Annotated in this window: 13 protein-coding genes and 1 pseudogene; 3 read left to right on the forward strand and 11 right to left on the reverse strand. The window is 66.0% G+C overall.

The window, feature by feature from the left end:
- Position 1: 1 nt before the first annotated feature.
- Entirely contained in the window at positions 2-556 is a 555-nt protein-coding gene (locus tag HND92_RS18815) for an adenine phosphoribosyltransferase (RefSeq protein ID WP_172209100.1), read from the forward strand.
- Positions 557-578: 22 nt separating this feature from the next.
- Here HND92_RS18815 and HND92_RS18820 read toward each other — a convergent pair whose 3' ends face one another.
- From HND92_RS18820 to HND92_RS18840, 5 genes are all read right to left on the reverse strand, one after another.
- The gene (locus tag HND92_RS18820; RefSeq protein WP_005801445.1) at positions 579-1,658 is read right to left on the reverse strand and encodes an IS630 family transposase; all 1,080 of its coding nucleotides are present in this window, start codon (positions 1,656-1,658) and stop codon (positions 579-581) included.
- A 383-nt stretch (positions 1,659-2,041) separates the two neighbouring features.
- Entirely contained in the window at positions 2,042-2,881 is an 840-nt protein-coding gene (locus HND92_RS18825) for a hypothetical protein (protein WP_047349218.1), read from the reverse strand.
- Positions 2,882-3,018: 137 nt separating this feature from the next.
- On the reverse strand, positions 3,019-3,510 hold the full coding sequence (locus HND92_RS18830; RefSeq protein WP_041839105.1) for a Crp/Fnr family transcriptional regulator: 492 nt from the start codon (positions 3,508-3,510) through the stop codon (positions 3,019-3,021).
- Between the two features lie 87 nt (positions 3,511-3,597).
- Positions 3,598-5,001: a tRNA uridine-5-carboxymethylaminomethyl(34) synthesis GTPase MnmE gene (mnmE, locus tag HND92_RS18835; protein WP_172209102.1), complete on the reverse strand. Its 1,404-nt coding sequence runs from the start codon at positions 4,999-5,001 to the stop codon at positions 3,598-3,600.
- 217 nt (positions 5,002-5,218) lie between these two features.
- A complete protein-coding gene (locus tag HND92_RS18840) occupies positions 5,219-5,530 on the reverse strand; it encodes a hypothetical protein (RefSeq protein ID WP_253940076.1) in 312 nt (103 codons plus the stop codon).
- A gap of 227 nt (positions 5,531-5,757) precedes the next feature.
- Between HND92_RS18840 and HND92_RS18845 the strand changes: the two genes are divergently transcribed.
- On the forward strand, positions 5,758-6,720 hold the full coding sequence (locus tag HND92_RS18845; protein WP_371814822.1) for an IS110 family transposase: 963 nt from the start codon (positions 5,758-5,760) through the stop codon (positions 6,718-6,720).
- Here the strand turns inward: HND92_RS18845 and HND92_RS18850 are convergent.
- The 6 genes and pseudogenes from HND92_RS18850 to rpmH all read right to left on the reverse strand — a co-directional run bounded on the left by HND92_RS18850 (position 6,708) and on the right by rpmH (position 10,797).
- Positions 6,708-7,202, reverse strand: a complete 495-nt coding sequence (locus tag HND92_RS18850) for an ABC transporter substrate-binding protein (RefSeq protein ID WP_172209394.1) — start codon at positions 7,200-7,202, stop codon at positions 6,708-6,710. The genes HND92_RS18845 and HND92_RS18850 overlap by 13 nt on opposite strands.
- A gap of 55 nt (positions 7,203-7,257) precedes the next feature.
- Positions 7,258-7,989, reverse strand: a pseudogene (locus HND92_RS19475) (ABC transporter substrate-binding protein); the annotation flags it as partial.
- A gap of 130 nt (positions 7,990-8,119) precedes the next feature.
- Positions 8,120-9,829: a membrane protein insertase YidC gene (gene yidC, locus HND92_RS18855; protein ID WP_172209104.1), complete on the reverse strand. Its 1,710-nt coding sequence runs from the start codon at positions 9,827-9,829 to the stop codon at positions 8,120-8,122.
- Positions 9,826-10,122: a membrane protein insertion efficiency factor YidD gene (yidD, locus tag HND92_RS18860; RefSeq protein WP_011807217.1), complete on the reverse strand. Its 297-nt coding sequence runs from the start codon at positions 10,120-10,122 to the stop codon at positions 9,826-9,828. The genes yidC and yidD overlap by 4 nt, the downstream gene beginning before the upstream one ends.
- Complete coding sequence (locus HND92_RS18865; RefSeq protein WP_015914746.1) at positions 10,119-10,592, reverse strand: ribonuclease P protein component; 474 nt, start codon at positions 10,590-10,592, stop codon at positions 10,119-10,121. Before HND92_RS18865 ends, yidD begins: the two co-directional genes overlap by 4 nt.
- Positions 10,593-10,662: 70 nt before the next feature.
- Complete coding sequence (rpmH, locus tag HND92_RS18870) at positions 10,663-10,797, reverse strand: 50S ribosomal protein L34 (RefSeq protein ID WP_005798102.1); 135 nt, start codon at positions 10,795-10,797, stop codon at positions 10,663-10,665.
- Between rpmH and HND92_RS19215 the strand changes: the two genes are divergently transcribed.
- A complete protein-coding gene (locus HND92_RS19215) occupies positions 10,796-11,068 on the forward strand; it encodes a hypothetical protein (protein ID WP_216662900.1) in 273 nt (90 codons plus the stop codon). The two genes, rpmH and HND92_RS19215, sit on opposite strands and share 2 nt — an antisense overlap.
- The last annotated feature ends 50 nt before the right edge of the window (positions 11,069-11,118 follow it).

The raw sequence follows: 11,118 nt of genomic DNA on the forward strand, positions 1-11,118 counted from the left end.
CATGACAGCCCTTAGCGTCAACGACTACCTGCGCCAGCACATCCGCACCGTCCCTGACTGGCCCGCGCCGGGAGTGCAGTTCCGCGATATCACGCCCCTGCTGCAAAACCCCAAAGTGTTCCGCGTGCTGATCGATGCCTTCGTGCACCGCTACATGGACCGCGCGCTGCGCCCCGACGTGGTGGCCGGACTGGACGCCCGCGGCTTCATCCTGGGCGCGGTGGTGGCCTATGAGTTGAATGTGGGCTTCGTTCCCATCCGCAAGAAGGGCAAGCTGCCTTTCACCACCGTCGAGGAAACCTACGAACTCGAGTACGGCAGCGCGACCGTGGAACTGCACGCGGACGCGGTCCAGCCCGGCGACCGGGTGCTGCTGATCGACGACCTGATCGCCACCGGCGGCACGATGATGGCCGGCAGGAAACTGCTGGAAAAACTGGGCGCGACCGTCATGGAAGGCGCCGCCATCGTGGATTTGCCGGAACTCGGCGGCTCGGAACGCCTGCGTGCCAGCGGACTGCCGCTGTACACGCTGGTGGACTTCAGCGGCCACTAGTGTGGTGTCTCAAAAGTAATCATCAAATAATGGTACTCGCTGCCCGCGCCACAGATGCCAAGATGGTGTCCGCACTTTTATGCCACACGAACGGCTTGGGATCCTCGTTGTGACGATCAATGTATTCCCGTATGGATTGCTCCAGCTGAGCAACGCTGGTGTGGGCGCTGCGCTTGATCCACTGCTCGCTGATCTGGCTAAAGAAACGCTCGACCAGATTGAGCCAGGACGCTGAGGTGGGCGTGAAGTGAACGTGGTAGCGAGGATGGGCTGCTAGCCAGGCCCGCACTGCCTGCGTCTTGTGCGTGCCGTAGTTGTCCATGATCAGGTGGATGTCTTGTTCGCCAGGCACCGCTGCATCGATGGCTTTGAGGAACTGCAGGAATTCCACACTGCGGTGACGGCGCTTGAGCTGTCCTATGACTTTGCCAGTGGCCACATCCAGCGCTGCAAACAGCGACGTTGTGCCATGGCGCTTGTAATCGTGCGTGCGCGTGCTGGGTTTGCCAAACGTCAGTGGTAACCCTGGTTGGGTGCGATCCAGAGCCTGGATCTGGCTCTTCTCGTCCACGCACAGCACCAAGGCGCGATCGGGTGGTGCCATATACAGCCCCACCACATCCCGTACCTTGTCCACGAAATGGGGATCCGTCGATAGCTTGAAGGTTTCTTGCAGGTGCGGCTTCAGCCCAAAGGCATGCCAGATGCGCTGCACCGTCGCGGGCGATACGCCAGCGTGCCGACTCATCTGGCGCACGCTCCAGTGCGTGGCGTTGTCAGGCTTGCTCTGGCGAACCTTGTCCACAATGAGCTGAACCTGCTCGTCGCCCACACTGCGCGGGCGGCCAGCGCGCGGGGCATCGGTCAAACCCGCCAGACGATACGCCCGGTAGCGCCGCCGCCACTTGGAGACAGTTTGCACCGTCGTGCCCAAGCGTTGGGCAATCATGGTGCCCGACTCCCCATCTGCGCAGCCCAGCACGATTCGCATGCGCAGCTTCTCGTCCTCGGGCGCTTTGCGTACGCGCAGTCGCGCATGCAGCTCTGCGCGCTCGGCATCGGTGATCTGCAGCTTCGTGGCGGGGCGGCCAGGGTGGGCCATCAGCGTAGTCTCCTATAAGGAAGCTGATTCGACCAACACCGGTCAAAATAGTTCTATCTATTTTTGAGACACCACACTAGGGCCTGTTCACACTATTTTTGCCAGATGCGTTGCGATCAAAAAGGGCCAGGCGCAAGGCGCCAAACGAAGCTGGGGTGCTACCCCAGCGAGGCTTGGCAACGCCGCGAATGGCCCTTTTTGATCGCAACCCGGAGGGAACGGAGTGAAAACCGCGCCATTCGTCGTTGCCCTCCTAGCCAAGGCCCCGGCCTTGGCGTCGTCACGCGCCTAGATTGGCGCGGTTTTCACGCCATTCGCACTGGCAAAAATAGTGTGAACAGGCCCTAGACCGCTGGGCTGCTGCAGTCCCCGCAGCCGGTTCTTCAGCGCAGGTCGCCGTATTGCGTGGAGCTGAGGTCGGACGACCGGCCGTCCTGCCCCGGCATGACAGTGTCCTCGAACCCCGTGGGCGCGGGGCTTGGCGGCAGCAGCGGGCCGCTGCGCGTGGTAACACCCAGGGCCGGCGCGGCCGCGGGCGCACGCGCCACAGCGCTGGTGAGCGCCTGCTTGAACGCCGCCACCTCGTCGGCCTCGATGGGCTCGAACCGCGGCGCCGCGCGCGCGGGCGCGGGTGGCACCAGCGGCGCTGGACGCGAGGGTAGTGCCGCTCCTTGCGACGCGGCAGCGGCGGGCCGGGGCGTCCCGGAAATGATGGGCGATGCGGGGGTGGCAGAAGCCTGCGGCGCGGGCGCCTGGGCGGCCGGGGTGCGCACCTGCACGCCCGTGCTGATCTGGTCGTTGGTGCGCCAATACACGGCAGTCACCAGGATGTCGAAGCGAGAACGGGCGGTCTGCGTCACCAGGGTTTCGATCTCGCCCAGCCGCGCCATGTCCCGCCCATACTCCGGCGCCAAGTCCATCATCACCAGGAACTGCGCCCCACGCTGGTCCAGCGACAGCACCTTGAACTTGTACCCCGCCGACAGCACGCCGGCACGCACCATGGCGTCACGCACCACGGTGTACAGCAGCTCGCGGCGCTCCATGCGTTCGTTCTTGCGGCCTGTGGCGGGCTCGGGGGCCGCGGCGGGTTGGGGCTCCAGCAGGGGTTTGCCTGCGCGCGCCGGGGCCGCGCCGTTGGTCTGGGCAGCAGCGGCGGGTGCGGGGCGCGCACGCGCGACCGGAGGCTTGGATTTGCGGGTGAACCAGCTGAACAATGACATGCTTGCCTTCGCGAAGAAGCGCTCAAAAAACGTCGGCAAGTGTACTGCGCGCGCCTCGGCCGAGGCGTGACAGTTGCAGGGTCGGCCGCGCCGCGATGGGCGCTGTGGTCACAAAGCGTGGCGCTCGCGCGCCGCGCTCAGGTCGCCGCGATGCGGCGGCGGCGGTTGCCCAGGCGCTTGGCCAGCACGGCGCCGGCCGCCATCGCCAAGTGCAGCGCTACCGCCGGTTGGCGATTGCAAAGTTCCGTAAAGCGCAGAGCCGGCAGGCTCCACAGCTTGCTCGGTGCGCCCGCCTGCACCGTGGCGCTGCGGGGCTGATGGGAAAAGAACGCCCCCTCGCCCACCATCGAGCCGGGGCCGACGATGGCCAGGCGCAGCCGCTGCTTCTCGTCCTCGAAGTGCACGCTGAGCGAGCCGCTTTCCACCAGGTACAAGGTGCGGTCGTTGGTGCCCTTGGCAAACAGCACCTGTCCCGAGGGGATGCTGATGGGCAACAGGTAGGCGGACAGCCAATCCCACTGCTCGGCGGTGAGCACGTTGTTCATGCTGTCGTCCGCCGTCGCGTGGGTGATGGCCTGGATCAGACCCGAAAGGTCGACTTTGGAGGAGGGAGCGGTGATGGCATTCATCGGGCGCGAACGGTAACGCGCCGCCGTCATCTGCACAAGCACTCATTACCCTTACTTACACATGGCGTTGCGCGCCCGCCGAGCCGGCTATTTGCCGATACAGAAGCTGGAGAAGATGACACCGAGCAGATCGTCGGACGTGAACTCGCCCGTGATGGTGTTGAGGGCGTTTTGCGCCAGGCGCAGCTCCTCGGCCAGCAGGTCCAGCGCCGGCCCGTCGCTTTCCAGTTGCGCGGCCGCCTCCATGAGGTGGGCGTCCACGGCGCGCAAGGCTTCGATGTGGCGCGCGCGGGCGATGTACACGCCCTCCGCAGCCGACTGCCAACCCGCGATTTGCAGCAATTGCCGACGCAGCGTATCCAGCCCCTGGCCGGTGCGCGCGGACAGCAGCACCGCCTGGCTCTCACCCTCGCGCGCAGGCGCCGCCGCCTGCGGGGCGGCGTCGGCCTTGTTCCAGACGTCGACCACCGGCACGCCCGCGGGCAGCCGGTTGGAGAGCGTGTGCGCAATGGCGGCGTCGTCGTCCTGGTACTGCGCACTGCCCCAGCGCGTGAGGTCGTGCAGGAACAGCACCGCGTCGGCGCCCGCGATCTCGTCCCAGGCGCGGGCGATGCCGATGCGCTCGACCTCGTCGTCGCTTTCGCGCAGGCCCGCCGTGTCGATCACGTGCAGCGGCACGCCCTCGATCTGGATGGTCTGCTGCACCTTGTCGCGCGTGGTGCCGGCGATCGGCGTGACGATGGCCAGTTCCGCCCCTGCCAGCGCGTTCAGCAGCGAGCTCTTGCCCGCGTTGGGCTGCCCGGCGATCACCACCTTGATACCCTCGCGCAGCAACGCGCCCTGGCTGGCACGCTGCATCACGCGGGCCAGCGATTGCTGCAAATTCGATAGCTGCCCGCGCGCGTCTGCCTTGCGCAGGAAGTCGATTTCCTCTTCAGGAAAGTCCAGCGTCGCCTCCACCAGCATGCGCAGGTGCACCAGCGCGTCGCGCAGCGTGTGGATCTCGCGCGAGAAGTCGCCCGACAGCGAGCGGCTGGCGCCGCGCGCAGCGGCCTCGGTGCTGGCGTCGATCAGGTCGGCGATCGCCTCGGCCTGGGCCAGGTCGATCTTGTTGTTGAGGAAGGCGCGCTCGGTGAACTCGCCGGGCTCGGCCAGCCGCAGGCGGTCCAGCACCCCGCCCGCGGCCGCCTGCAGGCAGCGCGCCAGCAGCAGCTGCAGCACCACGGGGCCGCCATGGGCCTGCAGCTCCAGCACGTCCTCGCCGGTGTAGCTGTGCGGCGCGGGAAAGTACAGCGCCAGCCCCTGGTCGATGGCCTGGCCCGCGGCATCCCGAAACGGCAGGTAGGTGGCCTCGCGCGGCTTGAGCGCGCGGCCGCACAGCGCCTGCACCAGTGCGCCGATCTGCTTGCCCGAGACCCGCACGATGCCCACCGCGCCGCGCCCCGGCGCGGTGGCAATGGCAACGATGGGGTCGGAGTGGCGCGGCAGCATGGGCTTACAGGTGCGGTGGAGAGGGGCAGCGCATGATAGCCGCGCCCCGCCCGGCGCCATGAAGAAGGCCCGCGCGGGGCGGGCCTGGGGCGTGGGTCACGCATATTTGATAGCTGCTTGCGCTTGTCCAACGTCGGTTTCAGGGGTTTTTGTATCTGAAAACCTTTGTAGCCAAGCGCTCGCAGCTATCGTTTTTAAGGCCTTCGGCCTACCGCGATCACTTGATGGTCGTCCACGCGGGCATGGGGCGATCGTCCGCGCGATGCGGCGTGTCCACGTTCTTGCGCATCGCCCAGGGGCGGATCTGGTGGTGCAGCGGCAGGTAGTAGTACTCGTCCTTGACCAGCTTGAGCGCGTCGTTGATCAGCGCGTCGCGCTTGGGGGCATCCATCTCGACCTTGATCTGCTGGATCATGCCGTCGAGCTTGGCGTCGGAAAAGCGCCCGCCGTTGTAGACGCCAGCCGAGGTCTTGCCGTCCTTGGTGGACATCAGCGAGTCCAGCGAATACAGCGCGTCGAACGTGGCCACGCCCCAGCCGAACAGGTAGGCGCTTGTATCTTTAAACCAGACCAGCGCGGTAGAGTCTGAACGCCGTTGAGGCGGCCAGACCGGCCCGTGCAGTTTGGTAGGCGCTGGGGTGATAGAGCCCGTGACTGAGTACAGAACGCATGGCCGCCGCGCTGGTCTTCGTGAAGCCCGAACGGTTACGCGCGCCTTGATTGAGCGCGCATGCACAAGCAAGGGATCTGAAGATCATGTCTGTTACCTCTGTGACGGTGGGCATCGACGTGGCCAAGGCGCACGTGGATGTCTGTGTGCTGGGTGCCAAGAGCAGCGCCCAGCGGTTTGACAACGATGCCGAAGGCCACTCGGCGCTGGCGGCTGCCCTGCAGCCCCTGGACGTGGGTCTGGTGGTGATGGAGGCCACCGGCGGCTACGAGGCCGCGTTAGCGTGTGCCCTGCAGGCCACAGGCCTGCCCGTGGCGGTCATCAACCCGCGCCAGGCGCGCGACTTCGCCAAATCCATGGGACGCCTGGCCAAGACCGACGCGGTGGATGCGCGCACGCTGGCCGAGCTGGCAGCGGTGCTGCTGCGCCGCGACGATCTGCAGCGCTTCTTGCGCCCCCTGGCCGATGAGCGCCAGCAGTGGCTCGCGGCCCTGGTCACGCGCAGGCGCCAGTTGCTGACCATGCTCCATTCGGAGCGCCAACGGCTGCAGATCACGCCCAAGAAGCTGCACGCCAGCATCGAGGCCATCGAGGCGGCGATCAAGGCGCAGCTCGATGAGATCGAAGAGCAGATGGTCACGCATGTGCGCGAGCACTTTGGGGAGCTCGACACGCTGCTGCAGTCGGCTGCGGGAGTCGGCCCGGTGGCCAGTGCCACGATGATTGCCGAGCTGCCAGAGCTGGGCCGGCTGAACCGGCGCGAGATCGCTGCATTGGTGGGCGTGGCGCCCATGGCCAATGACTCCGGCGGCAGCAAGGGCAGGCGGCGCGTACAAGGCGGGCGCTTCGAGATCCGCCGCGTGCTGTACATGGCAACGCTCACGGCCACCCGCTACAACCCGGCCATCAAGGCCTTCTACGAGCGTCTGAAGGCCGCTGGCAAGTTGCCCAAGGTCGCCCTGGTCGCTTGCATGCGCAAGTTGCTCACCACGCTCAACGCCATTGTGCGCACTGGAAAACCTTGGGACAAGTCGCTTCATTGCGCTTGACTTCGAAGACGGTTACTCACGTCGTTGTTCATCACGCGGGTGACGAACTGCGCCATGGGCGCAGTTTGCAGGTTGGTCTTGACGCCGATGCGCGTCCACATGGCGGTAACGGCCTGGCAGATGGCCTCGTCATTCACGTAGCGGTCATTCGGGCAGTCGAGCTTGAGCGAGAAGCCGTTCGGGTAGCCGGCGTCGGCCAGCAGCTTCTTGGCGGCCTCCACGTCGTACTTGGCGGCACGCTCGTCCAGTTGCTTGGTCCAGCCATGCACCATGGGAGCGATCATGGTGCCCGCAGGCACCGACAGGTTGCGCATGGTGCGGCTGTGCAGGCCCGCAGAGTCGATGGCCTGGTACAGCGCCTGGCGCACGCGCTTGTCCTTGAGCGGGTTCTTGCCGGCCGTGCCCGCGCCGGGCAGCTCGTCGCGGAACTGGTCCAGGCCCAGGTAGATGGTGCGGTTCTCGGCCCCTTCGATGAGCTTGATGTCGGGGGTTGGCCTTCATGCGCGCCAGGTCCTGCGGCGGCGGGTCGACCACGAAGTCCACCTGCCCCGAGATCAGCGCGGCCGAGCGCGTGGCGGCCGACTTGATGGGGGTGAACACCACCTCGTCGATGTTGCCCTTGGGCTTGTCCCACCAGTTGGGGTTCTTCTTGAGCGTGACCTTCACGTCCGGCTGCCAGCCCACCATGACGAAGGGGCCCGTGCCGTTGGCGTTGCGCGAGGCGTAGTTCTCTTCCTTGCCCGCGTAGTCTTGCGACTTCACCGAGTTGTGCTTCTCGGCCCAGGCCTTGTTCATGATGCGCGCTTCGGTCAGCTCGCGCAGCAGGATGGGATTGGGGCCCTTGAGGAACACGTCCACCGTGTGCTCGTCCACCTTCTTGACTTCCTTGACGCTCTGCACCGCGGACATCATGTTGGACGGCGCCGTGCCGGCACGCGTGAGCGAGAACACCACGTCATCGGCCGTGAATGGCGCACCATCATGGAATTTCACGCCCTTGCGCAGTTCAAAACGCACCTGTGTGGGGGAGACCTGCGTCCACTTGGTGGCCAGCGCGGGCTCGATCTGGTACTTGTCGTCATAGCGCACCAGGCTCTCGTACACCTGCTGCAGGAAGGCGTGCGTGGTCTGGTGGTTCTGCGCGTGGGGGTCCACGGTGAGGATGTCGTTGGCGCCGGCCCAGCGCATGGCGGCGGCGTGGGCGGTGCCCATGGCCACGAGCACGGCGGCCCCCAGCAAGCCCAGTTTGAAGGTGGTACGTTGAATCATCCGTCTGGCTCCTGTGTGTTGATGGTTACTACCGGATCACGTAGTAGCAATCATCGTACCGAAAACAACAACGGCCGCTGAGCGGCCGTTGCGGGGAGCAGGGGATTGCGGCCGGGAAGGCCGCGCTCCGTCAGCGGAACTTGGGCAGGTTGAACTGCGGCGGCACGCCCATGCGGGTGTTGATGATCCACTGCTGCGCGATCGACAGGATGTTGTTCGTCAGCCAGTACAGCACCAGGCCGGCCGGGAAGAAGAAGAACATCACGCTGAACATCAGCGGCATCAGCCACATCATCTTGGCCTGCATCGGGTCCGGCGGCGCGGGGTTCAGCGCCGTCTGCAGCAGCGACGAGAGCGTCATCAGGAGCGGCAGGATGAAGAATGGATCCGGCGAGGACAGGTCCTTGATCCAGCCGATCCACGGCGCATTGCGCATCTCCACGCTGGACAGCAGCACCCAGTACAGCGCGATGAACACCGGGATCTGGATCATGATGGGCAGGCAGCCGCCCATGGGGTTGACCTTCTCCTCGCGGTAGATGCGCATCATCTCCTGCTGCATCTGCTGGGGCTTGTCCTTCAGGCGCTCGCGCATTTCCATGATGCGCGGGTTGATGGCCTTCATCTTGGCCATGCTGGCGTAGGCCTTGGCGTTAAGCCAGTAGAACGCAATCTTCAGCAGGAACACCAGCGCCACGATGGACCAGCCCCAGTTGGCGATCACCTTGTGCAACTGGTCCAGCAGCCAGTACAGCGGCTTGGCCAGGATGGTCAGCCAGCCATAGTCCTTGACCAGCTCCAGGCCCGGGGCCAGCTTTTCCAGCAGCGTCTCGATCTGCGGGCCGGCGAACAGGCGCGCGTCCACGGCCTTCGACTGGCCGGGGGCGATCTCGCCCAGCGGCGTGATCATGCCCACCGAGTACAGGTTGGTGTCCACCTTGCGCACGAAGTTGTCGCGCTGCACGCCGTCGCCCAGCAGCCACGCGGTGGCGAAGTAGTGCTGCACCATGGCCACGTAGCCGTTGCTGGAAGACTTGTCGATCTCGGCCTTGCCGTTCTCGATGTCCTTGAACTCCACCTTTTGGTACTTCTTCGCCTCGGTGTACACGGCCGGACCGGTGAACGTGGAGTAGAACGACGACTCGCCCGCCGGCTTGTTGCCATCGCGCACCAACTGCAGGTACAGCTGGGGCGATACCGGGGCCGTGCCCGTATTGACCACCTCATGCTTCACGGCCACGTCGTAGGCGCCGCGCTTGAGCGTCCAGGTCTTGACCAGCTTCACGCCGCCCATGTCGGCCGACTCGAAACGCACGGTCAGCTCGTTCTGGCCGTCCTGCAGTTCGCGCGGACCGGGCACGACCGCCATGGGGGTCTTGTGCGTGGGGAAGGCGCCGCCGGCACCGTTGCCGATGAGGCCCGTCTGCGCGACATAGACACGCGAAGCGCTCTCGTCCAGCAGCAGGAAGGGCTTGGTCTTGTCCTCCATCTCGGGATACTGCAGCAGCTCTCCGTGGACCAGCGAACCGCCTTCGGAGTCAAAGCTCAGGCGCAGCACGTCGGTGCTCACCGTCACACGCTCGCGCGGGATGGCGGCAGGCGGCACGCTGGCGCCTGCGGGCGGCTGCGGCGCCGCGCCCGGCGTGGCGCTGGCGGCGGCCACCGGCACGTCGGCAGCGCCAGCGCCGGAGGCCGCTACCGCGGGCGTGCTGGCCGTCTGCGCCGGCGGCGTGGGGAAGAAGGTGGCCTTGTTGCCGTTGTGGATCTGCCACTTGTCCCACAGCAGAACCATGGAAAAGCCAAAGATCACCCACAGGATGGTGCGGCGGATGTCGTTCATGAAGTCTTCTTACGTGAGGAAGAGGGAGTGTCGTCGGAAGGCGTGAGCCGTGAAAACAGGCGCATGCCGCGCGGCAGCTCCTGCGGCACGGGGTCCAGCCCGCCCTCGCACCAGGGATGGCAGCGCGCCAGGCGGCGCACGGTCAGGTAGCTGCCGGCCGCGGCACCATGTTGCTCCAGCGCCTGCAGAGAGTACACCGAGCAGGTGGGCTCGAAGCGACAGGCCGACCCGATCCAGGGACTTAGCAGCAGCCGGTAGCCGCGCACCAGCCCCATGAGCAGCGCGCGCATCATGGTCGCGCCCCTGTCGCGGCCGCCCTACTGCGGCGTTCGGCCGCGGCAAAGAGCTGTTCCAGTTCGGCGCGCACGGCCTGCTTCAAAGCCTCGGAGGTGGCGCTCACGAACTGCTTGCGATCAAAGCCCATGCGCAGGCGCACCACGTGCGCGCCGCTGGGCATGCGCGCCTCGAACCCGCTGGCCACGGCGTAGATCTGGCGCTTGATGGTGTTGCGCGTGACTGCGCGGCGGGCCCAGCGCTTGGGCACCATGGCGCCCAGCCACACGCCGCCCGCCTGCCCCCCCACGAGAAACAGGGCCTGCGATCCCTGCGCCTGCGGCGAGGAATCGGGCCCTGTGGCTGGCGGAACTCCATCGGTTGCCACCGGCGGCAAACCCAGCCGGTGCAGTGCGAAGTGCGCCGTGCGGGAGACGGTGCCTCCCGCCATGGCTGCCTGGAACTGGGGACGCGTTTTCAGCCGATGCATGGGTGCAGCGTCCCCGGCAGGGAACTGGCGGTGCAAACCCGTAAGCGGCCGAAAGCCGAGCGGCCCGGCCTCAGACGGCCAGACGCTTGCGGCCCTTGGCGCGGCGAGCGTTGATGACGGCACGGCCGCCGCGCGTCTTCATGCGCACGAGGAAGCCATGGGTGCGCGCACGGCGCGTCTTGGAAGGCTGGTAAGTACGTTTCATGTTCTCGATCCTTGAAGGTTCAGTTACGGGCGCGGCTTCGATCGGCAGCACCCGCCGGGCCTGCTGCATCCTGCATGGAATGCGCGAAAAGCAGCCGCCCGGGCTTGATCACCCTGAACACCATTCAGGGAAACCGCGGATTATTGCAGGCTCGGTGAATCCTGGCAATGCCTGGGGCGTCTCGGCCTACTTCGCGGTCCGGTGCATGTATCGCCGCGCATGCCCCCCTTACCGCCTCGCTCAGATTGTGGATAACTCCTTGACAAGCTAGAATCGCGGGCCTTGTACCGTTCCTCCTATCCACAACAAGAATCACCTGAA

This window comes from Diaphorobacter sp. JS3050, from assembly GCF_013154915.1.
Lineage (GTDB): Bacteria > Pseudomonadota > Gammaproteobacteria > Burkholderiales > Burkholderiaceae_C > Diaphorobacter > Diaphorobacter nitroreducens.

What these genes read in the sequence shown, in the direction of transcription:
- HND92_RS18815 (WP_172209100.1), top strand. Translation starts at nt 2, where the DNA reads ATGACAGCCCTTAGCGTCAACGACTACCTGCGCCAGCACATCCGCACC.
- HND92_RS18820 (WP_005801445.1), bottom strand. Translation starts at nt 1,658, where the DNA reads ATGGCCCACCCTGGCCGCCCCGCCACGAAGCTGCAGATCACCGATGCC.
- HND92_RS18825 (WP_047349218.1), bottom strand. Translation starts at nt 2,881, where the DNA reads ATGTCATTGTTCAGCTGGTTCACCCGCAAATCCAAGCCTCCGGTCGCG.
- HND92_RS18830 (WP_041839105.1), bottom strand. Translation starts at nt 3,510, where the DNA reads ATGAATGCCATCACCGCTCCCTCCTCCAAAGTCGACCTTTCGGGTCTG.
- mnmE (WP_172209102.1), bottom strand. Translation starts at nt 5,001, where the DNA reads ATGCTGCCGCGCCACTCCGACCCCATCGTTGCCATTGCCACCGCGCCG.
- HND92_RS18845 (WP_371814822.1), top strand. Translation starts at nt 5,758, where the DNA reads ATGTCTGTTACCTCTGTGACGGTGGGCATCGACGTGGCCAAGGCGCAC.
- yidC (WP_172209104.1), bottom strand. Translation starts at nt 9,829, where the DNA reads ATGAACGACATCCGCCGCACCATCCTGTGGGTGATCTTTGGCTTTTCC.
- yidD (WP_011807217.1), bottom strand. Translation starts at nt 10,122, where the DNA reads ATGATGCGCGCGCTGCTCATGGGGCTGGTGCGCGGCTACCGGCTGCTG.
- HND92_RS18865 (WP_015914746.1), bottom strand. Translation starts at nt 10,592, where the DNA reads ATGCATCGGCTGAAAACGCGTCCCCAGTTCCAGGCAGCCATGGCGGGA.
- HND92_RS19215 (WP_216662900.1), top strand. Translation starts at nt 10,796, where the DNA reads ATGTTCTCGATCCTTGAAGGTTCAGTTACGGGCGCGGCTTCGATCGGC.
- rpmH (WP_005798102.1), bottom strand. Translation starts at nt 10,797, where the DNA reads ATGAAACGTACTTACCAGCCTTCCAAGACGCGCCGTGCGCGCACCCAT.